Source organism: Hamadaea flava (genome assembly GCF_024172085.1).
Lineage (GTDB): Bacteria > Actinomycetota > Actinomycetes > Mycobacteriales > Micromonosporaceae > Hamadaea > Hamadaea flava.
Map to the genome: position 1 here is coordinate 3,327,133 of NZ_JAMZDZ010000001.1, position 24,856 is coordinate 3,351,988.

The window sequence follows — 24,856 nt, forward strand, 5'->3', positions numbered from 1 at the left end:
GGGCCCGATCAAGGGAGCCGTGAGCGGGCGATAGCCGTCGCGGCGTCGCGAAGCGTCGTGGAGTCGGCGGAGGCGCGCGCGAGCGTCTCCAGCGTCAGCGTCCCGAGCACGGAGGAGATCTTGGCGTACGCCGCTTCGGCGGTGGGCGCGATGTCGCCGAACAGCGTCCACCACCACCACGCGTTGGTGGCGACGTTGGCCACGAAGTCGGGCAGCACGACGACGCCGCGGGCGTACAGGGCGGCGGCAGCGGCGGGGGTGGTGGCGACGTTAGCCGCCTCGACCACCAGCCGAGCTTGCACGGAAGAAGCGTTCGAGGAGTCGATGGCGTACGAGACGGCGGCGGGGACGAGGATGTCACAGGGCACGTCCAGCCAAGAGTCTGCCGAGACGACGTCGCCGGGTGCCAGGGCGGAGCGGTCCATCCTGCCGAAGCCGTCCCGATGGCGCAGCAGGTGCTCCACGTCGAGGCCGGACGGGTTGACGACGAGCCCGTCCGCGTCGGCGACCCCGACGACGAGCACCCCGGCTCGCGCCAGGTAGCGGGCGGTCGCCCCACCCATCGAGCCGAATCCTTGAATCACCGCGCGCGGGGTGGACGGGCCAGCGGGGAGGGCGGTCAGGGCGCAGGTCGCGACCCCGTAGCCGCCGACGAGGTCGGCCAGGCTGATCCCATCGACGTCGACGGCGAAGCCCGCCTTGACCCGCGCCAGCCCGGCTTCCGGGTCGGGCAGGAGCTGGAGAGCCGCCTCGATGGTGGACCGCAGCCCGATCTCCCCGGCCAGCTCGTCCAGCATGTCCTGGCGTACGCCGAGGTCTTCACCGGTGGACCAGATCGTCTCCAGCAGCGGGCGCATCGCCTGGAGGTAGCGGCGCAGCACGCCGCGCGCGTCCGGGTGGTGGGGCGAGCAGTCGATGCCGCCCTTACCGCCGCCGAAAGGCTGGTAGCGGTCGCCGGGGACGCGGACGACCGCTTCTTTCAGGGTCATCCCCTGGGCCAGGTCGCGCACCTCGTCGAGGGTGCAGCCCGCACGCATGCGCAGGCCGCCGCTGGATACGCCTTGGCGCAGCGCGTCCACGACCAGGTAGCCGCGGATGCCGGTGACCTCGTCGGTCCAGGTGACTTCCAGATAGGTCACTAGGGTGCCTCTTCCTCCACCACGAGCAGGGTCGGCCCGGGGTGTTCCAGGCTCGCCTTGACCAGGCTGCGCAGTTCATCGGGCGTGCGCACGGCGAATCCGGCCCCGCCGAGCGCGGTCGCGAGCGCGATCAGGTCGGGCACCGGCAGGTCGACGCCGATCGGGTCGATCGACGCCGCGCGCATCTCGGCGCGGATCTCGCCGTATCCCCCGTTGACGAAGACGACGATCGGCAGGGCGACGCCTTCGGCCGCGGCGGTCGCGATCTCCTGACAGCTGAACATCAGGCCGCCGTCGCCGCACAACGCCACGACCGGCCGGCGCGGCCGCGCCACCTTCGCGCCGATCGCCGCCGGCAGCGCGTACCCCAGGGTGCCGAAGCCCGTGGGGAAACCGAACGCGCCGGGCTCGTGCACCGGCAGGTTGCCCAGCGCGCCGTAATACCCCGCCATCGCGTTGTCCGCGAGCACAAGTGCGCGCTTGGGCAAAGCTCCGGCCAGCGCGTCCATCCACGCCGTCCAGCGCGCGCCCTCGGCCCGCGCTTCCGCTCGAATCTTCGCTTGTACGCCGGACGCAGCGACCTCCACGGTGATCCCGTCGGCGGCTTTCAGCAGTGGCAGCAGGTCTTCGAGGGCGGCCGTGGCGTCGCCGCAGATCGGCAGGGCCGGGCGGGCGTTGATGAGCAGTTGGGTGGGATCGAGGTCGATCCGGATGACCTCTCCGCGCGGGGCTGGCGGCTCGTGCCAGAAGTCGCTGGGCGCCATCTCCGTCCCTACTGCGAGCAGTACATCCCGTTCGGCCAGCCATTCGCCGGCGGCCGGCAGATGCGCGGCGGCGCCCAGGCTGAGCGGATGGTTCTCCGGCATGACGCCCTTGCCGTTGGCGGTCGTCAGCACTCCACAGTGGAGGAGTTCGGCGATCGCGATCACCTGAGCGGCGGCGCCCCGTGCCCCGCCGCCGGCCAGGATGCCGGGCCGCTGGGCGCCGTTGAGCATCGTCGCCGCCCGGACGATCTGGGCTTCGTCGGCCCGGCGGCGGGCGATCCGCAACGGCGGCGCGATGCTGACCGGAGCGCTCTCGGCGAGCAGGTCCAGCGGGATCTCCAGATGGACCGGCCGAGGTCGCTCGGCGGCGAAGTCGGCGAAGATCTGGGCGACCGCCTCGGTCAGCTCGGCGTGGCTGCTCACCCGGTGTGAGTACCGCACGATGTTGGCCAGCGCCGCTCGCTGGTCGCGCATCTCGTGCAGCAACCCGGTCCCGCGCTGCGGGTGGCGTAGCGGCATGCCGGGGGACACGGCCAGCACCGGCACCGAGTCCGAGTACGCCTGCGCCAGCGCCGCCGTGATGTTGAGCAGCGCCGGACCGGTCGTGACCAGCGCGACGCCGGGGCGGCCGGAGGTCCGGGCGTACCCGTCTGCGGCATATCCGGCGCCCTGCTCGTGGCGGGTGGTGACGTGCCGGATCTTCGAGCCCGCCAGATGCCGGTAGATCTCCAGGTTATGGGTGCCGGGGATGCCGAACACAGTGTCCACCTTGTGCGCGGCAAGGCTGGCCACCAGTGTTTCCGCACCGGTCAGCTGGGCTCCGCCAGGCTGGCTCAGGCTATGAGTCATGAAACATTTTCTCCATGACAGTCCAGCGCCACAGCCCCGGATGATGTGACGAGTACCGGGTTGAGTTCCAGCGCGGCGAGCCCGGCCGTCCGGCAGATCGCCCGGGAGACCGCCTCGATCACGCTGGTCAACCCGGTCACGTCGACGGCCGGTCGCCCCCGATGCCCGGCGAGCAGCGGGAACAACCGCAGTTCGCGCAGCAGATCGCCGGCCCGGTACGCGTCGACGGGCGCGAGCGCGACGGCGGAATCCTGGCGAACCTCGGCGAGCAGCCCACCCGCGCCGACCACGACGACCGGGCCGAAGCAGCGATCGATCCGGGCGCCGATCAGCACTTCGATCCCCTCGGCGAGATCATGCTGCCGTTCGACGGCGTACGCGGGACTGGCGGGCAGCCGGCCGAACGCGGCGGTCACCGCAGCGGCGGTGCGCAGTCCGAGGACGACGCCGCCGTCGTCGGACTTGTGCGCCCGGCCCAGCGCCTTGAGCACCACCGGATAGCCGATGCGCTCGGCCGCCGCCACCGCCTCGGCGGCGTCGCGTACCGGTTCGGCGTCGGCGAAGGCGACCTCGGGCAGGAGCGCCCGACCGGCGAAGTACCAGTCGCCCGGCGGCACCGCGTCCACCCCGGACGACGCTGCATCCACTGCCGACACTCGTGGGGGTACGCCGCGCACCGGGGTCGCCGCGTAGGCGAGCGCCCCGATCGCGTGCTCGACGGCCGGCCAGACCGGGATGCCGGCCGCCGTCAGCCGCCGTACGCTGGCCGACGGCCCGCTCGGCGGGAATCCGGCGAAGCTGTGCACCACCACCGGGACACCTCCCTCGGCGGCACCGTCGCTGATCTCGCCCGCCACCGCGAGTTCGGTCTCGGCCATGGCCGGATCGTCCGCGCTGTAGCCACCGAAATACCCGGTGAGCAGCACGCAGTCGACGTCTCCGGTGGCCGCCAGGTCGCCGGCAGCCCGGGAGTACGCGGACATGTCCCGTTCGCCGGCGCCGGCCAGATCCACCGGCGGACGCGGGACGGCCAGCCCGGCCGCGATCGCGAGATCGGCCGCGAGGATGCCGTGCCCGCCGCCGTCGCCGACGATCCCGACGCGGTTGCCCCGAAGCCTCCGGACGACCCGGCACGCCTCGATCAACTCCGTCGGCGTACGCACCAGCCGGATTCCGGCGTCCCCGCAGGCGGCCGCCAGGACGGCGTGATCGCCTGCCAGCGCGCCGGTGTGCGTACTCGCGGCGGTCGCACCGACGGTCGAGCGACCGGCGGCCAGCAGCGCCACTGGAATTCCACTGTCGACGATCGCGGCGGCCCGTTCGATCAGCGTCCGCCCGTTGGTGAAGTCTTCGAGGTAGAGCGCGATCGCCCGCGCGCCGCCGTGTTCGGGCAGCAGATCAGCCGTACGCAGGCCGGCGCAGTCGCCCAGCGAGGCGAACCGCCGGAACCCGAGCCCGGATCGGCGCGCGATCACGCCGAGTTCCAGCGCCAGATTGCCGCTCTGGGAGAACAGCGTGATGTCGCCCGGCGGCAGCTCACCCCACAGGAGGCTCAGGCCGCTTCGCGAGTCGTAGACGCCGAGGCAGTTGGGACCGAGCAGGGTCGCGCCCTGATCGCGTACCACTTGGGCGACCCGATGAGACTCGGAGCGGGACAGGCCGGCGGTGATCCCGACGACGGATCGCGCGCCCGCGGCCAAGGCGACGCCGACGGCGGCCGCGAAGCCGGCGGCCGGCACCGCGATGACCGCGAGGTCGATCGCCCGCTCCGGAGCGGGCGTGAACGCGACGGTATGCAGGCGGCCGGGGCGGGGATTGACCAGCTGGACGTCCACACCGGACCGCAGCGCGCCCTCGGCGAGGTGACGGCCCCAGGACCCCGGCCGGTCGGAGGCGCCGAAGACCGCGATCGAGTCGGGGGCGAAAAGCGGGTTCACGGCAGGAACCTCGAAATGATCAAGCGCTGGATGTCGGAGGTGCCCTCCTCGATCTCCTCCAGCTTGGCGTCGCGCATCCACTTCTCGGCCAAGAACTCCCGCGAGTAGCCCCAGCCGCCGAGCGTCTGCACCGCCGCCCAGGAGCAGAACATGGCCGTCTCACTGGCGGTCAGCTTGGCCATGGCCGACTCCGCGGCGCACGGCAGCCCGGCGTCGAGGCGTTTGGCCGCACGCCAGGTGAGCAGCCGCGACGCCTCGATCTTGGCGGCCATGTCGGCGAGCCGGAAGGCGACCGCCTGGTGCTCGATGATCGGCTTGCCGAACTGGGCCCGGTCGCGGGCGTAGCTCGTGGCCAGGTCCAGACAGGCCCGCGCGAGCCCGGTGGCCGACGCGGCGAGGACGGTCCGCGAGATCTCGAAGGTACGCATCAAGCCGTGGAACCCGCGGCCCTCGTCGCCGAGCCGGTCCTCCTCGGGCACGAAGACGCCGTCGAGGAAGATCTCGGTGTTGGTGATCGCGCGCTGGCCCATCTTCCGCATCGGCGGCCCGAAGCTCAGCCCGTCCTTCGTGAGCAGGAACGCAGTCACGCCCTTCGAACGCCGGCCGGGATCGACGGTGGCGAAGATCACGTAGTACTCCGCGACGCCGCCGTTGGAGATCCACGCCTTCTGGCCGATCAACCGGTAGCCGCCGCTGGTCCGTTCCGCACGGGTGGTGATCGCGGCCGAGTCGGAGCCGACGCCGGGTTCGGTCACCGCCAGCGCCGTCATCGGCGGGTTCGGCCCGGTCAGCGGGCGCAGCCAGCGTTCCCTCTGCGCCTCGGTGCCGAGTTCGAGGACCGGGTCGGCGAAGAACCCGTTCGAGGTCAGCAGGTTGCCGATCGCGGCGTCGGCCGCACCCAGCTCCTCCTGCACGAGGCACTGGGTGAACACGTCGGTCGCGCCGCCTCCGCCGTACGCGGTGGGCAGCATGAAGTCGGTGATCCCAGCTGCAGCGGCCTTCCGCCACAGCACCCAGGGCGTGACCGTGTCGGCCTCGTCGACCTCGCGGGCCACCGGCCTGATCTCGCGTACGCCGAAGTCCCGGCAGAGGTCGAGCAGCGCCCGCTGCTCGTCGGTCAGCGGAACGAGTTCGGTCGGGAGATCCACGGCGGCCCCTTACTGATCGGTGAGTCAGTAGACCCGCTGGCCGCGACGCTGTCAACGGCGGTCGCCGGATACTCTCCATGACGTGCTGTTTCGGACCTGGGAAGCGTCGGCGGAGTCCCCCGTCGTGCGCCAGGGCGACCACGTCCTCGTCTCCTCGCACGCCCTCGTCCGCCAGGTGCTAGCCGATCCGGAGACCTTCGCGCCCGACAACGCGCTCGACGCGGTGACCCCGATCCCCGTCGCGGCTCTGCGCGTACTGGCCGGGCACGGTTTCCGGCTGCCGCCGACACTGGCCAACAACGGCACCCCCTCGCATCCGGCCGTCCGAGCCCTGGCGGAACAGGCGCTCCATCCGCATCGAGTGGCCGCGCAGGCCGACTGGCTGACCGGGATCGTCCGGCGGCGGGTGGCCGCCTTGGCGACCCGGCTGCGATCCGGCGAGACCGTCGACCTGTACGCCGACCTGACCTCGGACCTGCCGCTCCTGGTGCTCGGTCGGCTGGTCGACCTCCCTGACGACGACGTACGCGTGGTGAAGGAGTTCTCCCGGGCCGCCCTCGAACTGTTCTGGGCGCCCGTCGACCTCGACCGGCAGCTCGCCCTGGCCGAGACGGTCGGGCACTACCACGCCGTCCTCCGTAAGCACGCCGAGCAGGGCGAAGGCATGATCGCCGGGCTGCGCGCCCTGGGCGACCCCGATCTCGTCGTGGGCGCGCTGTTCTTCCTGCTCGTCGCAGGTCAGGAGACGACGTCGCAGTTCCTGACGCTGCTGCTGCACCGGCTCGCGACCGAGCCGGCCGTCGTGACCGGGCTCGCGCGCGGAACCGTCCGCGTCGACGACGTCGTCGAGGAAGGGCTGCGCCTGGTGCCGCCGATCACCACCTGGCGGCGGGTCGCGACGCGTACGGTCTCGCTGGGCGGCGTCGAGGTGGCGGCCGGGGCGTCGATCCTGCTCTGGCTGGCCGAAGCCGGGCGCGACCCGTCGATGACCCCGCACCCGCAGGACTTCGTCCCCGGCCAGCGGGGCTCCCGGCGGCACCTCGCCTTCGGCGCGGGCGCACATCGCTGCGTCGGCGCTCAGCTCTCCCGCATGGAGGCGGCCGTGGTCGTCGCCGAGGCCGCCGCCCTCGTCCGCGAGATCGACGTCGTCCGGGCGCCGTGGTGCCCCGACAACCTCAGCTTCCGGATGCCGGACGCCTTCCAGATCCGCCGATCATGACGGTGCCCACGGCCCCATCACGAACCGCCCGTCCACAGTGAACGGATACGGGTTGGGCAGACAGCCGTCGAGCGCGATCGTCTGGGTCTGCATGACCGGCGCGAGCTGACCCGCACCGGGGCACAGCATGTGGTTGAAGCCGAGGAAGTGCCCCATCTCGTGACTGATCACCATCTGCCGGTACGCCGCCATGTCCCGGAAGCCGACCGCACCGTACAGCCATCGGCCCAAGTTGATCAAGATGTTCTTGCCGTATCGGCAGGAGTAGACGCCCTCGGTGTCGACGCCGGCCGACCCGCAGAGCTTGTCCACCGTGGCGGGCGTCGCCAGCCGGACGCGTACGCCGTAAGAGCCGTCGCTGACCCGCTGGAAGGACCAGGACTCGTTGCTCATCCCCTCGTCCGCGTCGGTGACCGGATGCGCGGCGGAGGCGATCCAGCCCCGCTCGTTCGCGAGGATCCCGTCGACGGCGGCGGCGAAGCTCGCGGCGGTCCACGGCGGCACGGTGCCCCAGGAGATGCCCTGCTCCAGCTCGACCTGATATTTCACCAGCGTCTCGCCGGCGCCGACGACACCGGAGCCGCCACCGGCGATGGTGAACGTACCCGCACCGTGCTGGGGCACCTCGAACTTGGGCACCTGAGGCAGGACGACGCCACGCTCCGATTTCGCCGGAAGCGTCGTCGAAAGGATCTTGGCCGGACTCCGCCGAGGCAACGGGGTCGTCGTCCGCGTCGGCGTCACCCCTGGGGTCTCGGTCGCCGCACCGGCCAGCGTGAGCTTCTCGGTGGTGGCCTTTCCGGCGCTCGACGAGGCGACGGCGCTCGGCCCGACGTCGCTCGGCCCGTCGGCGACCTCGCCGGGAACACTCGGTTTGCAGCCCACCAGGGCGGTCGCGCAGACCACCGCGGTCACCACCGGTACCCAGAATCGCCGCATCGCGTCCTCCCCCGAACCAGATCCGGGCGGGAGGTTACCACCATGCGAAGCGGGAGGCGACCGACGACCCGATCGCCTCCCGCTGCCGTGACGCAGCGATGAAGGTCGCTAGTTGAGGGCTCCGGAAAGGGCCACCACGATGGGCCCCAGCAACGGCAGCACCACATTCGACAACGCGTACACGATGGTGTAACTCATCAACGGCGTGGCGTTGCCCGCCGCCTGCTGGACCGCCGTGGCGGCCGGGGTGGAGCACTGCTGACCGGCCACCGCGCCCAGGGTGAGCGGCGCGGGCAGCTTCATCAGCTTCCAGCCCACGAACAGCGAGATCGAGGCCGGGATCAGGGTGACGAGGATGCCCGAGATCGGCAGCGCGAACCCGAACTTCTTGATCAGGTCGATCGCCTCCGGTCCCGAGGACAGGCCCACCGCGCAGATGAAGGTGGCCAGGCCGAGATCCTTCACGACCTGCGCCGCCGCCGGGGCGTACTGCCCGCGCTTCGGGTTCTTGGCCCGCAGCCAGCCGAACAGCAGACCGGACAACAGACAGCCGCCGCCGGTGCCGAGCGAGAGCGGGATATCGCCGAGCGGCACCTCGATCTTGCCGATGAGCATGCCCAGGATGATGCCGATCGAGATGAAGACGATGTCCATCTTGACCGTCGGGTCGATCTTGAAGCCCACTCGCGGCACGAACCTGTTCAGGTCGCTCTTCATGCCCGTGAACTTGAGCGTGTCGCCGGTGTTGATCTGGGTGCCGTTCTGCACCGGCAGGTTGTGGTCCATCCGGGTGATGCCGGTGAGGAAGATGCCGTGCCGGTCCTTCTCCGGGATGTCCGCCCGGAGGTCGCCCAGCGACTTCCCGCCGTAGCCGGGCGCGGTGAGGATGGCCTCCTGGACGTCGAGGTCGACGTTGAAGCCGCTCACGCTGGCCCGCTCCGGCCCGATGATCTGGTCCGCGTCCAGCAGACCTTCCCTGCGGCCGTTGAACAGCACCAGGTCGCCCGAGGCGAGCCGGGTGCCCGGTTGGACGGCGACCGCCTCGCCCTGCCGCTGGATGCGCTCCACGACCACGCCCCGGCCGAGGACGCCCTCGACTTGGCCGACGGTCTGCCCGGCCGCCATCGTCACCTCGTGCGCCCGGCCCACCACGTCCGGCAGCGCCGGAGTGGCGCCCTCCTCCTCCGAGCCGCCGCCCAGTTTCTTCCAGAGCTTGTCGGCCTCGTCGCGGAGGTTGATCCGCATGATCGCCGGCGCGATCTGGCTGGTCAGCAGCACGATCGTGATCAGGCCCATGATGTAGGAGATCGAGTACGCCGTACCGACGTTGGCCTGCAACGTGCTGATCTGATCGGCTGGTAGGTCGAGTTTCCCGATCGCGTCGGTGGCTGTACCGACGACCGCCGACTCCGTCGCGCCGCCGGCGAGCAGGCCGGCCGCCGTGCCCTGGTCGAGTCCGAGGATGACGGTCGCCAGGCTCACCACCACCAAGATGGTGACCACCTCGATGAGCGTGAAGACGCCGTACTTGAGGCTGGCCTTGTTGAGGCTGGCGAAGAAGGACGGGCCGCTCATGTAGCCCAGGGTGAAGATGAACATGGCGAAGGCGATGTTCTTCACCTGGCTGTTGAGCGTCACGCCGAGCATGCCGACGAAGATCGCGACGATCAGCGTACCGGCGACGCCGCCGAGCGAGATCTTCCAGAACTTGATCTTCCCGATCGCGAAGCCGAGCGCCAGGCAGACGAAGAGCACCAGCCCGTCGACCGACTTGAAGAGATCGGCCAGCCAGTCCTTCACCGCTTCGACCCGGCCTTGGCCGGAGCCTTCTTGGCTGTGGTCTTCCGGGCCGTGGTCTTCCGGGCCGTCGACTTCTTTGCCGTCGGCTTCTTGGCCGGAGCCTTCTTCGCCGTCGCCGTCGCGGCCTTCTTGACGGGCGCCTTGGCGACAGCCTTCTTCACCGGGGCCCGCTTCGCCGCTGCCTTCTTGGTGGCCGCGGCCTTGGTGGCGGTGGACTTCGTGGCTTCGAACTTCGTGGCTTCGGACTTCGCAGCCGGAGCCTTGGTGGCTGCTGCCTTGGTGGCTACGGCCTTTTTGGCGCCGACGGCCTTCCGGGCGGACGTGCCCCCCGAGGTCTTCTCGAACTCGGCGTAGTAGTCCTCCATGATCTCCCGGAGCCACTTACCGATGTCCTGATAGGACTCATAACGCAGGTTCGCCAGGCTCACCCGGACGCTCCACTCCGGACCGTCGAAGCCGCCGCCGTTCAGCAGGACGACCGAACCCTTCTCGGCCAGCCGGAAGACCGGGTCCACCGGCTCGAAGTTCTGCGCCAGCCAGCTCGCGAACTCCGGACTCACATACCGCTCGGCGTAGTTCATCAGGTCCAGCTCGACGTAGTAGTGCGCCGCGTGCGGGTCCTTGGGCAGCTTCACGCCCATCCCCTTGACCAGCGCGTGCATCCGCCGGGCGATGATGGTCTGACAGGTCTCCTGGTAGGTGCGCTGCTCGTCCAGCAGGTCGAACAGGGCGAACAGCCCCATCTGGATCTGCTGCGGCAGGGAGAGGCCGGCCGTGTGGTTCAGCGCGACCTGCCGGGAGTCGGCTACGAGCCGGTCGATGAACTTGAGCTTCTCCGGCTCCAGCGTGATCGAGGAGTAGCGCTCGTTCAGCTGCGCCTTGCGCTTGGCGGGCAGCTTCGCCAGCTTGCCCTCGAAGATGTTGTCCCGGTTGACCGCGATGACGCCGAGCCGCCAGCCCGTGCAGCCGAAGTACTTGCTGAACGAGTACACCCCGATGGTGTTCTTCGGCACCGTCGACATCAGCGACTCGAAGCCGTCGACGAAGGTGCCGTAGACGTCGTCGGTGATGACCGTCAGGCCCGGGTTCGAGGTCTCGGTGATCCGCTTGATGTGCGCCCGCGACTCCGGCGACAACGCGACCGACGGCGGATTCGACGGGTTCACCAGGAACAGCGCCTTGACCTTCGGGTCGGCCAGCTTGTCCAGCTCGCTCGGGTCGTACTGCCAGGTGTGGAAGCCCTCGGAGTCGAACCGGGACGCCTTCAGCTCGACGACGTCGAACTGGTAGCGCTCCAGATGCGGGATCTCCAGATAGGGCGTGAAGATCGGCGTCATGATCGCGATCGTGTCGCCCTTGTTCAGGATGCCGTTGATCAGCGCCGAGTCGAACAGGTAGCACATCGCCGCCGTGCCACCCTCGACGGCGTACAGGTCGAAGGGCTGCTTCGGCGCCTTGCCGCCGCACATCGCCTGCACCAGGTACGCGTGGACGACCCTCTCCATATGGCTCAGCATCCGGTCCGGCTCCGGATAGTGGTCGCCGATCACGCCGTCGGCCAGCTCCCAGGCGTACGCGTCCGGGTCGAACTTGAGCTTCTTGACGCCGTAGTCGAAGCTGCGCTGAAGCAGCGAGGCACCCGGCTCGTTCCGGTTGGCCTGCAGGAAGGCGCGGTAGCGCTGGGCGATCCCGGCCTTGGCCGGCATGCCGCCGACGCCGTCCCACTCGTCCCAGTCCCGCCGGGACTCCTCGATGCCGAACCTGCCCAGCAGGAAGAATGCCTCCCGGGGTTCGGTCGCGATCCAGTTCGGGTTGCCCCGGCCGGCGTTGAGCATGGTGACCGCTTCGAGCTTCACGTTGTCGTTCGCCAGCTCGATCAGCGAGTTCTTCAGCTCGAACGGGCTCAGCGACTCCAGTCGCTTCTGTTCGGCCCTCGACGTAGCCATTTCTCTTCCCCCCGTTGTGCGTTGCCAGACGCTGTTGCCAGACGCTGTTGCCAGACGCTGTTGCCAGCTGCTTGCCAGACGGTGTCGCCAGATGGTGTTGCCGGTTAGGACAGCAGGGCGACGATGACCGCGCCCCAGATCGTGAGCAGGGTGTTGCCGATCGCGTACGGGACCGTGTAACCGAGCACCGGCACTCGGCTCTTCGCCGTGTCGCAGACCGCCCCGATCGACGCCGTCGTGGTGAACGTGCCGGCCGTCGAACCGAGGTTCGTGGCAGTGGGCCACTTGTAGAGCCACTTGCCGAGGAACAGCGTCAGGAACATCGGCAGCAGGGTCACGACGAGGCCGGCGAAGAGCAGCCCCAGTCCCTCGCTCTTGACCCCGGAGATGAAGTCCGGGCCGGACTGGATGCCGACGATGCCGACGAACATGCACAGGCCGCCGGTGTCCATCAGCCACTCCGCGGCCGGCGGGAACCGGCCGAAGGTCGGGTTCCGCGAGCGCAGCCAGCCGAAGATCAGGCCCATGATGAGCGCGCCGCCGCTGGTGGTCAGGCCGATCTTCGCGCCCGCGATGGCCACCGTCGGGATGCCGATCAGGCCGCCGAGGAAGATGCCGAGACCGACGTAGGAGTAGTCGGTCTCGTCACTGCTCCGGTTGGGCTTGCCGATCACCGGCACGGCCTGCTCGACCAGTTCCTTCGGGCCCTCGACGGTCAGCTCGTCGCCCTTGTGCAGGACGGTCGTCAGGCCGAACGGGATCTCGACGCCGGCCCGCACGATCTTCTTGACGAAGAGGTTGCGCGCCTCGTCCTCCTGCGCCAGCTCAGCGAGCGTACGCCGCTCGAGCTTCTTGTTGATCAGGACGACCGAGAGCGTCTCGATGTCGTAGCCGAGCAGCTCGGGGTCGTCGACCTCGGTGCCGACGGCGTTCATCTCGCCGTGGATGAAGTCGCTGTGATTCGCCGTGACGGTGACGATGTCGCCCGCCCGCAGGACGGTGTCGGGCGTCGTGAAGGCCAGCTCGTCCCCGCGCCGGTAGCGCTGGAGATAGATCCGGCGGCCCCGGCTCTTGGCCAGCGTCTCCTCCGCCTTGACGGTGCTGCCGTCGAGTTCCGAGCCTTCGGACACCCGGAAGGTCCGCCGCACGACCTGCCGGTACGCGGGCTGGCTGTCGGGATCCTTGAACGTGCCGAGCTTCTTCTCCAGCTCGGCGCACTCGGCCGCGAGGTCCTTCGTGCCCAGCATCCGCGGCGCCAACTGCGACAGGAAGTACGCCGCCGCCGCCGTCCCGAAGAGGTAGCAGACGGCGTACCCGACCGGGATCTGGTTGACGAAGGTCTGCTTCTGATCGTCGGGGATGCTCGACGAGCCGTTGATCGCGTCGGTCGCGACGCCGATGACCGCCGACTGCGTCAGCCCGCCGGCCAGCAGTCCAGCGCCCCAGCCGGGGCCGTAGCCCATGATCTTCGCCATGACGTAGGCGACGATCAGGCCGAACACACAGCCGATCACGGCGATCACCAGCTGCGGCACGCCGTCCTTCTTCAGCGCCGCGAAGAACTGCGGCCCGACCCGATAGCCGAGGGCGAACAGGAAGGCGATGAAGGCCACCGTCTTGACGAGGTCGGGGATCTGGATGTCCAGCTGCCCGACCAGGACACCGGCAAGCAGCGTACCGGTGACGGAGCCGAGGGTGATGCTCTTGACCTTCAGCCTGCCGATGGCGAAGCCCAGGGCGAGGGTCAGGAAGATCGCAAGCTCGGGATGAGCTTGCATCGACTCCTTGAACCAATGCCACATACCAGGCAAATTACGGCAAATGCCCTACCCGGATGAGGCGATTCGAAAAGATCAGTAATCGTCCTCGGCGAGCAGCCGGGGGTCGTCGCAACTGCCGTAGAGCGTCTCCGTCAGCCACCCGGCCGCGCTGCGCCGGAACACGCCCGGCTCCATCGAACCGGCTCCGTCCGGAAGCAGGCCGTGCAGGTCACCGGGCAGATCGTCCAGGTTAGTCAGATGCACCAGCTCGACCTCGGCCGGCCACGCGCCCAGCACCACCAAGCCGGCGACACCCCGCCGCTCGAGCGCCTCCAAGGTCAGCGCCGTGTGATTCAGCGTCCCGAGTCCGGCGCGGGCCACGACGACGGCCGGGGCGCCCAGGTTCACGGCGAGGTCGGCGACCGTCCACGCGCCGCCGCCGGGAATGTCGGCGAGCCGGGGACCCATCGGGACCAGCAGTCCGCCCGCGCCCTCGACCAGGACGAGATCATGCTCGGCCGCCTGCCGCTTGACCTCGTCCAGCACGGTGTAGAGGTCGAGCGGCGGCAACTGCGCGACGCGGGCCGCCGCGAGCGGGGCGAGCGGATCGGGGTACGACGCCAGCGTCCGAGTGGTGGCCGGACCCGCCAGGCGGCGAATCACCTCCTCGTCGGGGACCTCCCCGTACGCCGGGTCGACGCCGGTCTGGCCGGGTTTGACGACGGCCACCCGCAGTCCGCTCGCGGTGGCACAGGCGGCGATGGCGGCCGTCACGACGGTCTTGCCGACTCCGGTGTCCGTCCCGGTGACGATGACCGGACCGGTGACAGGGGTGGTGAGGGGGGTGTTCATGGTGCTGCCTCTACGACTTTCTCCAGCGCTTGCTCGAAGGCCGCCCGGGGCACCCCGACGTTGATCGTCAAGCGCAGCCGGGACACATGGTCCGGAGTGGACGGTGGCCGGAAGCACCCTACCGCCACCCCGGTACGCCGGCACTCGGCGGCCCAGGTCGCCGCCAGTTCGGCCGACGGCGCCTCCACCGACACGATGCCGCCGGCCGGTCCGCTCACTCGGGCCGAGGGTGCGGACGCAGGATCGGACGACGCAGCCGCCGGGCGTACGCGGAAGCCGGCGTCGGCCAGCCGGCGGTGCGCGTACAAGCTGCGAGAACGTAGCTCGACCCGCAGCTCGGGCGAGGTGATCGCGAGGCGGGCGGCCACGCGGACGCCGGCGGCGACGGCCGGCGGTAGCGCGGTGTCGAAGATGAAGGTGCGGCCGGTGTCGATCAGATGCCGGACCAGCGCGGACGGTCCGGCGACCACGCCGCCCGCGCCGCCGAGGGCCTTGGAGAGGGTGGCGGTGATCACGACGTCGTCGGCGCCCGCGAGCCCGGCGGTGGAGTCCTCGACCACCCCGAGGCCGTGCGCGTCGTCGATGAGCAGCAGGGCGTGCTGCTCGCGCGCGACGTTGTGCAGGTCCCGCAGCGGCGCGAGGTCCCCGTCGACGGAGAACACCGACTCGGTGAGCACCACTGCCTTCTTGTGTTCGCCGAGCAGGCTCGCCAGATGGTCCGGGTCCGCGTGCCGATAGGTGACCGTACGCGCCCCGGCCAACCGGCAGCCGTCGATGAGGCTGGCGTGCACATGCTCGTCCGCGATCAGCACCGTCTGCGGCGTGACGAGGGCCCGGACGACGCCGAGATTCGCAAGATAACCGGACGAATACACCAGAGCGTCGGCGGCGCCGAACCAGGCGGCCAGCTCCTGCTCCAGCTCCGTGTGCAGCTCGGTAGTGCCCCGGACCAGTCGTGAACCGGTCGCACCCAGCCCGTACGCGTCGAGCGCCGCACTCGCGGCGGCGATCACCTGCGGGTGACGGGACAGCCCGAGATAGTCGTTGCCGGCGAGGTCCACCATCGGCTCGGCGGCCGGGCGGGGACGCAGTTCGCGCCGCAGGCCGGCCCGGTCCCGCAGCTCGGCCTTACGCGCGAGGGCGGCCTGCCAGTCGGACACTGCGCGGGTCCCCTTCCAGGTGAGCGATGGTTAAGGCACCTTGTAGGGTACGGCCATGACCGACATCCCCAGTGACATCCTCGTACGCGCGCGGGAGCAGGTACTCGAGCGGGGCGTCGGCCTCGACGAGACCGACGTGCTGGAGATCCTGCGGCTGCCGGACGACCGCATCGCCGACGCCCTGCAGCTCGCCCACGAGGTACGCATGCGCTGGTGCGGGCCGGAGGTCGAGGTCGAGGGCATCGTCTCGCTGAAGACCGGCGGGTGCCCGGAGGACTGCCACTTCTGCTCCCAGTCGGGGTTGTTCTCCTCCCCGGTGCGCGCCGTCTGGCTGGACATCCCGTCACTGGTCGAGGCGGCCCGGCAGACCGCCGCCACCGGCGCCACGGAGTTCTGCATCGTTGCCGCCGTCCGCGGCCCCGACGCCCGGCTCATGACGCAGATGCGCGAGGGCGTGAAGGCGATCAAGGAAGCCGTCGACATCAACGTCGCGGCCAGCCTCGGCATGCTCAGCCAGGAGCAGGTCGACGAGCTGGTCGAGATGGGCGTGCACCGCTACAACCACAACCTGGAGACCTGCCGGACGTACTTCCCGAACGTGGTCACCACGCACTCGTGGGAAGAGCGCTGGGGCACCCTCAAGATGGTCCGCGACTCGGGCATGGAGGTCTGCTGCGGCGGCATCCTCGGCCTGGGCGAGACCGTCGAGCAGCGCGCGGAGTTCGCGGTCCAGCTCGCCGAACTGGACCCGCACGAGGTCCCGCTGAACTTCCTGAACCCCCGCCCCGGCACGCCCCTGGAGGACCAGCCGGTCCTCGACCCCAAGGACGCCTTGCGCGCCATCGCCGCCTTCCGGCTCGCGATGCCGCGGACGATCATCCGGTACGCGGGCGGCCGCGAGATCACCCTGGGCGACCTGGGTACGCGCGACGGCCTGCTCGGCGGGGTGAACGCGGTGATCGTCGGGAACTACCTGACGACGCTCGGCCGACCGGCGACCCAGGACCTGGAGCTGCTCGCCGAACTGAAGATGCCGGTCAAGGCGCTGTCGGCGACCCTATGACCCGATTTTGCGGTCGATGCGGTCACCCCGCCGTCGCGGATCACGGGGGGTGCGCGGCGGCGTTGGAGCTGGAGCCGCCGCGGTACTGCGCCGAGTGCGGCCGCCGGATGAAGGTGCAGGTCGTCCCGACCGGCTGGTCGGCCACCTGCGTCGAGCACGGAGAGCGATCCAGCGGGTCTTCCTAATGCGAGAGTTACTCACTAGTATCCGCGCATGCCCGTCCCTGACCTGCCCGATGTCGTCCTCTGGTCGATCCCGGCGTTCATCCTCCTGACCCTGCTCGAAGCGATCTCGTACCGGCTTCACCCGGACGACGACGAGCTGGGGTACGCCGCCAAGGACACCGCCACCAGCCTGTCCATGGGATTGGGCAGCCTCGGGTTCGACCTGCTCTGGGGCATCGTCCCGGCGTTGGCGTACTCGGCGATCAACCTGGTGACCCCGCTGCACGTCCCGATCACCTGGCAGTGGGTGCTGGTCTGCCTGCTCGCCCAGGACTTCTTCTACTACTGGTCGCACCGCAGTCACCACGTGATCCGCGTCCTGTGGGCGTCGCACGTCGTGCACCATTCGAGCCGCCGCTTCAACCTCTCCACCGCGCTCCGGCAGCCGTGGACCGGGTTCACGAGCTGGCTGTTCTACCTGCCGATGATCGCGTTGGGCGTACACCCGGCGGTGCTGGCCTTCTGCAGCTCGGTCAACCTCGTCTACCAGTTCTGGATCCACACCGAGCGGATCGACAAGCTGCCCCGGCCCCTGGAGTTCGTCCTCAACACGCCGTCGCACCACCGTGTGCACCACGCTTCGCAGGGCGGCTATCTCGACCGGAACTTCGGCGGCATCCTGATCGTCTGGGACCGGCTGTTCGGCTCGTTCGCCCCCGAGATCGAACGGCCGGTCTACGGGCTGACCAAGAACATCGGCACCCACAACCCGCTACGCGTCGCCTTCCACGAGTACGCCTCGATCGGCCGGGATCTGCGCGCCGCGCGTACCTGGCGGGAGCGGCTCGGCCGGATCTTCGGCGGACCGGGCTGGGAGCCGGCGGCGCCCGCCGAGTCCGAGGGGGCCGGCAAGTGATCCTCGCGCTGTACGCCGTCCTCGCGGTGACGCACATCGTCGTCTCCGCCTTCGACGTCACCTGGGCGGAGTGGGCCACCAAACCGCTGCTCATGCCGCTGCTGGCGCTCTACGTCGTGCTGCGCCGGGGACCACGGCCGGTGGTCGCCGCCCTGCTGCTGTCGGCGGCCGGGGACGTGGCGCTCCAGTTCTCCGGGCCCGACGTCCTCTTCCTCGTCGGCATGGGATTCTTCGGGGCCGCCCACGTCTGCTACATCGCGTACTTCGTGCGGCGCGGAACCTTCGCCGGGAAGGCGTGGATCGCCGGTGTCTACGCCGTGGTGTGGGTCGGCTTGATCGCCTGGTTGTGGCCCGATCTGGGGGCGTTGCAGATCCCGGTGGCCGCCTACTCGCTGCTGCTGTTCACGACCGGAGCGACCTCCGCGCGGCTGGGCCTGCGGGCCGGACTCGGCGGGGCGTTCTTCGTCCTGTCCGACACCCTCATCGCGGTGGGCCTGGCCGATCACGACCTGCCGGGGCCGGACGTCTGGGTGATGGTCACCTATGCGTTAGCGCAGGTCCTGCTCGCAACGGCGGCAACCCGGACAGACCCGTCGCACAAGGTGTCCGCCATGGACAACTCATCGTAACCCTTAAATGACCGGATGAGCCCGGCCCCCGGTTATCGCGACGCCCCCCTCACTCAGTTCCACAACGAGCCAACGGATCCGGACGAGGCGGAAGACTTCCTGCGACAGCTGTACGCCGAACAACCCAGGCTCGGCGTGGACGCGCGACTCGTCGCCGCCCGCGTCGAGCAGGTACGCGAACAGATCGACGCGCTCGGCACGTACGCGCACACCCGGACGGAACTGGTCCACGGAGCCCGGATGGCGTGGCGCAACTCGAGTCGCTGCATCGGCCGCCTCTACTGGAACAGCCTGGTGGTACGCGATCTGCGCGGAGTCTCCGGTGTGGACGCCACCGCCGAGCAGCTCGTTCAGCACCTGCAGATCGCCGCGGGCCAGGGCAAGAACCGCGGCCGGCTCCGTCCGGTCATCTCGATCTTCCCGCAGGCCGTGCCGGGCCGGTCGCGTACCGTGCTGTGGAACGAGCAGCTGATCCGCTACGCGGGCTACCGGGACGGCACCGGCGATCCCCTGTACGCCGACTTCACCGAAGCGGTCACCGAACTCGGCTGGAAGGGCAAGCACAGCGCGTTCGACATCCTGCCGCTGGTCCTGCAGGAGACCGGCCAGGAGCCGCGCCTGTTCGAGTTGCCCGAGCACGCCGTGCTGGAGGTGCCGCTCACGCATCCCGATCTGGCCTGGGTCGCCGAGCTGGGCCTGCGCTGGCACGCGGTACCCGCGATCAGCAACATGCGGCTGACCATCGGCGGCGTCAACTATCCGCTCGCGCCGTTCTCCGGCTGGTACATGGGCACCGAGATCGGCGCGCGCAATCTCGCCGACGCCGATCGCTACGACCAGCTCCCGATCATCGCGGAGCGGCTCGGCCTCGACACCACGCGCGAGTCCAGCCTGTGGCGCGACCGCGCGCTGGTCGAGCTGAACCGTGCGGTGCTGTGGTCCTTCGAGCGGGCCGGGGTGAAGATCGCCGACCATCACACCGAGTCCCGGCACTTCCTCACGCACATCGCCAAGGAGGAGAAGGCCGGGCGGACGGTCCCGGCCGACTGGTCCTGGATCGTCCCGCCCCTGTCCGGCGGCGCCACCCCGGTCTTCCACCGGTACTACCCCGAGGCCGACCTGAAGCCCAACTTCTACCTCGACGAGAACGCCAAGGAACTCTCCCGCTGCCCGTTCCACGCCGCGGCCAGCGCCTCGGTCGCCCCGCCCGGGGCTCACTCGCTTCCCGCGCAGCGCACTCGAGATCACCCAGCGGTACGCCCAGCGGTGCCGGACTATGACGACATCACTCGGGAGGTGCCCATGGTGGCCGAGTCCCTGGCGTTGGGCGGTCCCGACGCCGGGCCGATGCGCAAGGGCTGGCTTCGCGGGAACCGCAAGGTCTGACCGGACCGGTCAGACGAGCTGCGCCTTCTCCTTGTTCTGCTGCACCCGGCTGATGAGGTCGTGGACCGGCTTCGTCCCGCTGCCCACGATCAGGCCGGTGATCAGCGAGTCGACCCAGGCGGGCACGGCGTCCCACTGCGGGTTCTCGGCGAGCATGTGCAGGAGGTAGAAACCGCCGCTGGCCGACATCACGGTGGCCAGCCCGGTGGCCAGGCCCCAGGCGATGATGCCCTTGTCCGCCTTGGCCTGCTCCAGGTCGGCCTTCGCCTTGGCGGTCGCGGCGGTCGTGCCGGCGCCGTTCTCCATCGCGGCGAGCGCCCAGTCGTAGCGGTGCTGTGCGGTGCGACCCGGCAGCCACCGCGTGAACGGCTCCAGTACGCGTTCGACAGCGGCGGTCACCACGACCAGACCGGCGAAGATGGACCCTTCGCTGGTGGCGCGGAAGGTGTTCACCGGACCGTTCGCCCAGATCGCCCAGGCGGCGAGCAGCCCGCCGCCGACCAGCGCCAGCCCGACCCCGAAGGCCCAGAGGTGGGCCGGCATCGTCGGAACCGCCGCGGTCTCGGCGTCCGCCGGTTCGGTGGTCTGCTGCCCGGTGGTTTCCTTGGGCTTCGCCTGCTGCGGGATCGTGCCGGTACGCCGTACCACGGCCATCGTCGGAACCAGCCTTCTGTCGTCCGTCTTACTCAGCCTTACTCAGCGCGGCGAGCTTAATGCCCGGTGCCGACACTGCGGAAGCTCGCCGACTGTCGGGAACCCGGCGATGCTCACTCTAAGTAATTCTTCTATGGCCATATTTACAAATCAGGTCGACCTGAGCATCCTTCTGTTCAGTCGTCCTGGCCTACCGGCCCATGGGCGACTAACCCGGACGGACCGTGGCGAGCTGGCTCAGTCCCGGTCCGCCTGACCAAGGGAGGAAATCTTGTCCATCCGCCGGATCACCCCCGTCCTGGGTGCCGCGGTCGCCGGAGCGGCGTTGTTCGCCGCCGCTTCACCGGTCGCATTCGCCGCCCCCGCGGCGCCCAGCCCGTTCACCCGAGCCGTCGCACAACTCAAGAGCCACGCGGCCCCGGGCGCGGTCAGCGCCGGACAGTCGTTCACGCTCCGGAACGTGCAGACCGACGCCGACGGCACCGAGCACGTCCGCGTCAACCGGTACTACCAGGGCCTGCCGGTCCTAGGTGGAGACACCGTCGTCCACCTCGGCAAGGGCAACTCCTGGAAGGGCGTCAGCCACGCGTTGCGCGGCGGGCTGACCCTGTCCACGACGCCTCGACTGTCGGCCGCGCAGGCCGCGACCGCCGCCCTGGGCGCGTCGCGGGCGGCTTCCCAGCACATCGACGGTACGCAGCTCGTCGTCGACGCCGACGGAGCCGACACCGCGCTGGCGTACGAGGTCGTCGTGAGCGGGGTGGCCGCCGACCGGCTCCCGAGCGAACTGCACGTGCTGGTCGACGCTCAGACCGGCCGCGTACGCGACGCGTGGGACGCCGTGCAGACCGACGGCGTCGGCCACGGCTTCCACAACGGCGACGTCGCGGTGGGCACTGTCCTCAGTGGCGGCACCTACCAGCTCAACGACTCCGCCCGGGGCGGGCACAAGACGTACGACCTGTTCGGGGCGACCACCGGCACGGGCACGCTGGTCACCTCGACCAGCAACGTCTTCGGCAACGGCACGCTGAGCGACCGTAACTCCACGGCCGTCGACGCCCACTACGGCGCGGCGATGACCTGGGACTTCTACAAGAACACGTTCGGCCGCACCGGCATCCGCAATGACGGTGTGGCGGCGTACAGCCGGGTTCACTACAGCAGCGGGTACACCAACGCCTTCTGGAGCGACTCCTGCTTCTGCATGACCTACGGCGACGGCGGCACCGGCTGGACCCCGCTGACCTCGTTGGACGTGGCCGGGCACGAGATGAGCCACGGCGTCACGAGCAACACCGCGGGCCTGCGGTACAGCGGCGAGTCCGGCGGTCTGAACGAGGCGACCAGCGACATCTTCGGCACCCTCGTGGAGTTCTACGCCGGCAACGCCAACGACCCCGGCGACTACCTCATCGGCGAGGAGCTGCAGACCAGCGGCGCGCCGTTGCGCTACATGGACAAGCCGTCGAAGGACGGCGCGTCGGCCGACTGCTGGTCCAGCTCGGTCAAGCGGCTCGACGTGCACTACTCGTCGGGCGTGGCGAACCACTTCTTCTACCTGCTGGCGGTCGGTAGCGGCACCTCCTCGTGGGGCACCAGCCCGACCTGCAACGGTGCGACCGTCACCGGTATCGGCAACGCCAAGGCCGGCGCGATCTGGTACCGCGCGCTGACCGTGTACATGACCTCGCGCACCGCGTACAGCGGCGCGCGTACGGCCACCTTGTCCGCCGCGGCTGACCTCTACGGCTCCGGCTCGACCGAGTACGCGACCGTCGCGGCCGCTTGGTCCGCGGTGAGCGTGTCGTAAGGCACTACTCTGTGCGGCCCCTGGGACCCACCTGGGGGCCGCACGTGTCAGCGGCGTACGCCAGAATGACGCCGTGACCGAACGCCCCAAGATTGCTCCCGAGTCCGGCCATGGCCTGGAACGCGTCATCTTCTTCTCCGACGCGGTCATCGCCATCGCCTTGACGTTGCTGGCCATCGAGCTGCCCGTGCCGAAGGGCGAGGAGTGGGTCCACCAGCTCAAGGACTACCTGGGCTCGGACTATGTGGCGTTCCTGATCAGCTTCGCCGTGATCGCCACGCTCTGGTTCAACCATCACCGGATGTTCCAGCAGATCGCGCGGCTGACCTACGGCATGATCTGGCTCAACATCCTGGGCCTGTTCACGATCGTCCTGATGCCCTTCGCCACCAAGATCCTCACCGGGCTCGGCGACCTCCCGGCCGGGCCGATCTTCTACTCCAGCGTCATGGTGCTGTGGGCCGTCGTCTGGATTCTCATGGTGCTGACGGCGACGCGCCAGAAGCTGTGGAGCGAGGACGCGCCCGCCACGGCTCCGGGCAACATGATCTTCGGTGCGTCCGCGCTGCTGGTCGCGTTCGGCCTGTCGATTCCGATCGCGTTCGTCAACTCGGACTGGGCGACCTTCTTCTGGATCAGCGCCTGGCCGATCTCCAGCGTCGGCATGCGGATCCGCCGGAGCCGCCTGGAGCGTGCGTCGGCTCAGTAGCATCACTGCGCGCACCTCACCGCGGAGGTCGTCACCCCGGAAAGTCGTCCCGGAAGGGAAGTCATGGCCGACATCTCCCGCAGGTTCTTCCTGCGGCACCTGCGCAGCACCCCGACCAACTGGGTCCGGCACCACGCCAAGGGCAAGGTGAAGCGCGAAGGCGTCGGGCTGTCCTTCTGGTATCGCCCGCTGACCGCGGTACTCAGCGAGGTGCCGGTCGACGATCGGGAGCTGCCGCTGCTGTTCCATGCGCGTACCAGTGACTTCACGGACGTCACCGTGCAGGCGACGGTCACCTACCGGGTCGCCGAACCGGCGGTGGCCGCGTCCCGGCTGGACTTCTCCATCCACCCGCAGAGCGGCGTGGCGAGTTCCCGGCCGCTCGACCAGGTGGCGACGCTGCTCGCTGAGCTGGCTCAGCAGCCCGCGCTGGACCTGCTGGCCCGATTGCCGCTGGCCGAGGCGCTGACCGCCGGCATCTCCCCGGTACGCGAGGCGGTGTCGGCCGCGCTCGCCGACGATCCCCGGCTCGCCGACCTCGGGGTGGCCGTCGTGAGCGCCCGCGTCGTCGCCATCCGGCCGGAACCGGAGCTGGAACGGGCGCTGCAGACGCCGACCCGGGAGACCGTGCAGGCCGAGGCCGATCGCGCCACGTACGCCCGCCGCGCGCAAGCGGTCGAGCAGGAGCGCGCGATCGCCGAGAACGAGCTGCAGAACAAGATCGAGTTGGCGCGCCGGGAGCAGCAGCTCGTGGAACAGCACGGCGCGAATTCGCGGCGGCAGGCCGAACTGGACGCGGCCGCGCAGCTCGCCGCCGCCCAGGGTGCGGCCGAACGGGAGCGGGTCGCCGCGACGGCCCAGGCCGAGCAGGAGAAGCTGCTCGCCGACGCCCGCGCCAACGCCGTACGCGTCGTCGGCCTGGCCGAGGCCGAGAAGGAAGCCGCCCGGGTCGGGGCGTACCGCGATCTGCCGCCAGGCGTGCTGCAGGCGTTGACGGTGCAGGAGTTCGCCGGGCAGCTGCCCGACATCCAGTCGCTCACCATCACGCCGGACGTGCTCACCCAGCTGCTCGCGAAGCTGTCGGGCGGCACGGAGTCCCGATGAGCTACACCACGCTCGCACCCCGGGTGGTGGTCGTCTCCCGGCGCAGCGAGCTGGCCGAGCTGCTCGATCGCCACGGTACGCGCGGCGCGGCCGGCTACTTCCTGCGCCAACGCGGCCGCAGTCTGGACGAGGTGCAGGCCCGCCATGACGCGCTGGACGCGGCGCTGACCGAGGTGAGCGCCGCGATCCCGGCCGACTGGCGGCGCGGCGCGGTCGACCGTGCCGACCTGCCCCGGTTCCTGTTCAGCCCGGAGGACGTCGTCGTCGCGGTCGGCCAAGACGGCCTCGTCGCCAACGTCGCCAAGTACCTCTCCGGCCAGCCCGTCGTCGGCGTCGACCCCGAACCCGGCCGGAATCCCGGCGTCCTGGTGCGGGTCACCGCCGACGCCGCCGCCCAGCTCCTCCCGTCGGTCGTCACCGGGACGGCCAGGGTCGAGTCCCGGACCATGGCCGTCGCCGTCCTCGACGACGGGCAGCGCCTGACCGGCCTGAACGAGATCTACTTCGGCCACGGCTCCCACCAGTCGGCCCGCTACTCGCTGTCCACACCGGAGGGACGCCGCGAACGGCACTCCTCGTCGGGAGTCGTCGTGGGCACCGGCACCGGCGCGACCGGCTGGTGCGCCTCGATCTCCCGAGAACGTTCCGGCTCGCCGACGCTGCCCACCCCGCAGGACCGCGAACTGACCTGGTTCGTCCGCGAGGCCTGGCCCTCCCCGGCGACCGGCGTCACCCTCACAGCCGGCTCACTCGGCGCCGGCCAGCAACTCGAATTGGTCAGCGAGGGTGAACAGCTCGTCTGCTTCGCCGATGGCATCGAGATCGATCACCTCACCCTGGCCTGGGGCCAGCGCGTGTCGATCGGCCTCGCCGAGCAACACCTCAACCTCGTCGTCACCTGACCT

Annotated in this window: 21 protein-coding genes; 10 read left to right on the forward strand and 11 right to left on the reverse strand. The window is 70.0% G+C overall.

The window, feature by feature from the left end:
• Nucleotides 1-8 precede the first annotated feature (8 nt).
• From HDA40_RS15545 to HDA40_RS15560, 4 genes are read right to left on the reverse strand one after another with little or no spacing between them, the layout of a single operon-like run.
• Nucleotides 9-1,139, reverse strand: a complete 1,131-nt coding sequence (locus HDA40_RS15545) for a Glu/Leu/Phe/Val dehydrogenase dimerization domain-containing protein (protein ID WP_253756351.1) — start codon at nucleotides 1,137-1,139, stop codon at nucleotides 9-11.
• Nucleotides 1,139-2,752 carry a 5-guanidino-2-oxopentanoate decarboxylase gene (locus tag HDA40_RS15550; RefSeq protein ID WP_253756353.1) on the reverse strand — a complete coding sequence of 538 codons (1,614 nt, stop codon included), beginning with the start codon at nucleotides 2,750-2,752 and terminating at the stop codon, nucleotides 1,139-1,141. The genes HDA40_RS15545 and HDA40_RS15550 overlap by 1 nt, the downstream gene beginning before the upstream one ends.
• Nucleotides 2,749-4,689 (reverse strand): acetate--CoA ligase family protein, encoded by a 1,941-nt coding sequence (locus HDA40_RS15555; RefSeq protein ID WP_253756355.1) that lies wholly within the window; start codon nucleotides 4,687-4,689, stop codon nucleotides 2,749-2,751. The genes HDA40_RS15550 and HDA40_RS15555 overlap by 4 nt, the downstream gene beginning before the upstream one ends.
• Nucleotides 4,686-5,837, reverse strand: coding sequence for an acyl-CoA dehydrogenase family protein (locus tag HDA40_RS15560; RefSeq protein ID WP_253756357.1), 1,152 nt, complete (start codon nucleotides 5,835-5,837; stop codon nucleotides 4,686-4,688). The genes HDA40_RS15555 and HDA40_RS15560 overlap by 4 nt, the downstream gene beginning before the upstream one ends.
• Nucleotides 5,838-5,919: 82 nt before the next feature.
• Between HDA40_RS15560 and HDA40_RS15565 the strand changes: the two genes are divergently transcribed.
• Nucleotides 5,920-7,056, forward strand: a complete 1,137-nt coding sequence (locus HDA40_RS15565) for a cytochrome P450 (protein ID WP_372502869.1) — start codon at nucleotides 5,920-5,922, stop codon at nucleotides 7,054-7,056.
• On the opposite strand, the gene HDA40_RS15570 is transcribed toward HDA40_RS15565, so the two are convergent.
• The 6 genes from HDA40_RS15570 to HDA40_RS15595 all read right to left on the reverse strand — a co-directional run bounded on the left by HDA40_RS15570 (nucleotide 7,051) and on the right by HDA40_RS15595 (nucleotide 15,513).
• On the reverse strand, nucleotides 7,051-7,995 hold the full coding sequence (locus tag HDA40_RS15570; RefSeq protein WP_253756359.1) for a DUF3152 domain-containing protein: 945 nt from the start codon (nucleotides 7,993-7,995) through the stop codon (nucleotides 7,051-7,053). The two genes, HDA40_RS15565 and HDA40_RS15570, sit on opposite strands and share 6 nt — an antisense overlap.
• A gap of 108 nt (nucleotides 7,996-8,103) precedes the next feature.
• Entirely contained in the window at nucleotides 8,104-9,795 is a 1,692-nt protein-coding gene (gene aspT / locus HDA40_RS15575) for an aspartate-alanine antiporter (protein ID WP_253756361.1), read from the reverse strand.
• Nucleotides 9,792-11,741: a bifunctional aspartate transaminase/aspartate 4-decarboxylase gene (locus HDA40_RS15580; RefSeq protein ID WP_253756363.1), complete on the reverse strand. Its 1,950-nt coding sequence runs from the start codon at nucleotides 11,739-11,741 to the stop codon at nucleotides 9,792-9,794. The genes aspT (HDA40_RS15575) and HDA40_RS15580 overlap by 4 nt, the downstream gene beginning before the upstream one ends.
• Before the next feature lie 104 nt (nucleotides 11,742-11,845).
• The gene (gene aspT / locus HDA40_RS15585; RefSeq protein ID WP_253756365.1) at nucleotides 11,846-13,543 is read right to left on the reverse strand and encodes an aspartate-alanine antiporter; all 1,698 of its coding nucleotides are present in this window, start codon (nucleotides 13,541-13,543) and stop codon (nucleotides 11,846-11,848) included.
• A gap of 51 nt (nucleotides 13,544-13,594) precedes the next feature.
• The gene (gene bioD / locus HDA40_RS15590; protein ID WP_253756367.1) at nucleotides 13,595-14,353 is read right to left on the reverse strand and encodes a dethiobiotin synthase; all 759 of its coding nucleotides are present in this window, start codon (nucleotides 14,351-14,353) and stop codon (nucleotides 13,595-13,597) included.
• Complete coding sequence (locus HDA40_RS15595) at nucleotides 14,350-15,513, reverse strand: 8-amino-7-oxononanoate synthase (RefSeq protein ID WP_253756369.1); 1,164 nt, start codon at nucleotides 15,511-15,513, stop codon at nucleotides 14,350-14,352. Before HDA40_RS15595 ends, bioD begins: the two co-directional genes overlap by 4 nt.
• Nucleotides 15,514-15,568: 55 nt before the next feature.
• On the opposite strand from HDA40_RS15595, the gene bioB reads away from it, so the two are divergent.
• From bioB to HDA40_RS15620, 5 genes are read left to right on the forward strand one after another with little or no spacing between them, the layout of a single operon-like run.
• Nucleotides 15,569-16,576, forward strand: a complete 1,008-nt coding sequence (gene bioB / locus HDA40_RS15600) for a biotin synthase BioB (RefSeq protein WP_253756371.1) — start codon at nucleotides 15,569-15,571, stop codon at nucleotides 16,574-16,576.
• Nucleotides 16,573-16,761, forward strand: coding sequence for a biotin synthase auxiliary protein BsaP (gene bsaP / locus HDA40_RS42690; RefSeq protein WP_253756373.1), 189 nt, complete (start codon nucleotides 16,573-16,575; stop codon nucleotides 16,759-16,761). The genes bioB and bsaP overlap by 4 nt, the downstream gene beginning before the upstream one ends.
• A 28-nt stretch (nucleotides 16,762-16,789) precedes the next feature.
• Nucleotides 16,790-17,656, forward strand: a complete 867-nt coding sequence (locus HDA40_RS15610) for a sterol desaturase family protein (RefSeq protein WP_253756375.1) — start codon at nucleotides 16,790-16,792, stop codon at nucleotides 17,654-17,656.
• On the forward strand, nucleotides 17,653-18,285 hold the full coding sequence (locus tag HDA40_RS15615; RefSeq protein WP_253756377.1) for a lysoplasmalogenase: 633 nt from the start codon (nucleotides 17,653-17,655) through the stop codon (nucleotides 18,283-18,285). The genes HDA40_RS15610 and HDA40_RS15615 overlap by 4 nt, the downstream gene beginning before the upstream one ends.
• 15 nt (nucleotides 18,286-18,300) lie before the next feature.
• A complete protein-coding gene (locus HDA40_RS15620; RefSeq protein ID WP_253756379.1) occupies nucleotides 18,301-19,671 on the forward strand; it encodes a nitric oxide synthase oxygenase in 1,371 nt (456 codons plus the stop codon).
• A gap of 9 nt (nucleotides 19,672-19,680) precedes the next feature.
• On the opposite strand, the gene HDA40_RS15625 is transcribed toward HDA40_RS15620, so the two are convergent.
• Entirely contained in the window at nucleotides 19,681-20,325 is a 645-nt protein-coding gene (locus HDA40_RS15625; RefSeq protein ID WP_253756381.1) for a hypothetical protein, read from the reverse strand.
• A 271-nt stretch (nucleotides 20,326-20,596) separates the two neighbouring features.
• On the opposite strand from HDA40_RS15625, the gene HDA40_RS15630 reads away from it, so the two are divergent.
• From HDA40_RS15630 to HDA40_RS15645, 4 genes are all read left to right on the forward strand, one after another.
• Nucleotides 20,597-22,138: a M4 family metallopeptidase gene (locus HDA40_RS15630; protein WP_253756383.1), complete on the forward strand. Its 1,542-nt coding sequence runs from the start codon at nucleotides 20,597-20,599 to the stop codon at nucleotides 22,136-22,138.
• A 73-nt stretch (nucleotides 22,139-22,211) separates the two neighbouring features.
• Nucleotides 22,212-22,847 carry a TMEM175 family protein gene (locus HDA40_RS15635; RefSeq protein WP_253756385.1) on the forward strand — a complete coding sequence of 212 codons (636 nt, stop codon included), beginning with the start codon at nucleotides 22,212-22,214 and terminating at the stop codon, nucleotides 22,845-22,847.
• Nucleotides 22,848-22,910: 63 nt separating this feature from the next.
• The gene (locus HDA40_RS15640; protein ID WP_253756387.1) at nucleotides 22,911-23,951 is read left to right on the forward strand and encodes an SPFH domain-containing protein; all 1,041 of its coding nucleotides are present in this window, start codon (nucleotides 22,911-22,913) and stop codon (nucleotides 23,949-23,951) included.
• Nucleotides 23,948-24,853 (forward strand): NAD(+)/NADH kinase, encoded by a 906-nt coding sequence (locus tag HDA40_RS15645; protein ID WP_253756389.1) that lies wholly within the window; start codon nucleotides 23,948-23,950, stop codon nucleotides 24,851-24,853. Before HDA40_RS15640 ends, HDA40_RS15645 begins: the two co-directional genes overlap by 4 nt.
• Nucleotides 24,854-24,856: the final 3 nt, after the last annotated feature.

Bases quoted from the DNA above. Each gene is read 5' to 3' on its own strand.
- bioD (WP_253756367.1), bottom strand. From the start codon at position 14,353: ATGAACACCCCCCTCACCACCCCTGTCACCGGTCCGGTCATCGTCACC.
- HDA40_RS15620 (WP_253756379.1), top strand. From the start codon at position 18,301: ATGAGCCCGGCCCCCGGTTATCGCGACGCCCCCCTCACTCAGTTCCAC.
- HDA40_RS15645 (WP_253756389.1), top strand. From the start codon at position 23,948: ATGAGCTACACCACGCTCGCACCCCGGGTGGTGGTCGTCTCCCGGCGC.
- HDA40_RS15610 (WP_253756375.1), top strand. From the start codon at position 16,790: ATGCCCGTCCCTGACCTGCCCGATGTCGTCCTCTGGTCGATCCCGGCG.
- HDA40_RS15580 (WP_253756363.1), bottom strand. From the start codon at position 11,741: ATGGCTACGTCGAGGGCCGAACAGAAGCGACTGGAGTCGCTGAGCCCG.
- bioB (WP_253756371.1), top strand. From the start codon at position 15,569: ATGACCGACATCCCCAGTGACATCCTCGTACGCGCGCGGGAGCAGGTA.
- HDA40_RS15640 (WP_253756387.1), top strand. From the start codon at position 22,911: ATGGCCGACATCTCCCGCAGGTTCTTCCTGCGGCACCTGCGCAGCACC.
- aspT (WP_253756365.1), bottom strand. From the start codon at position 13,543: ATGTGGCATTGGTTCAAGGAGTCGATGCAAGCTCATCCCGAGCTTGCG.
- HDA40_RS15570 (WP_253756359.1), bottom strand. From the start codon at position 7,995: ATGCGGCGATTCTGGGTACCGGTGGTGACCGCGGTGGTCTGCGCGACC.
- bsaP (WP_253756373.1), top strand. From the start codon at position 16,573: ATGACCCGATTTTGCGGTCGATGCGGTCACCCCGCCGTCGCGGATCAC.
- HDA40_RS15625 (WP_253756381.1), bottom strand. From the start codon at position 20,325: ATGGCCGTGGTACGGCGTACCGGCACGATCCCGCAGCAGGCGAAGCCC.
- HDA40_RS15550 (WP_253756353.1), bottom strand. From the start codon at position 2,752: ATGACTCATAGCCTGAGCCAGCCTGGCGGAGCCCAGCTGACCGGTGCG.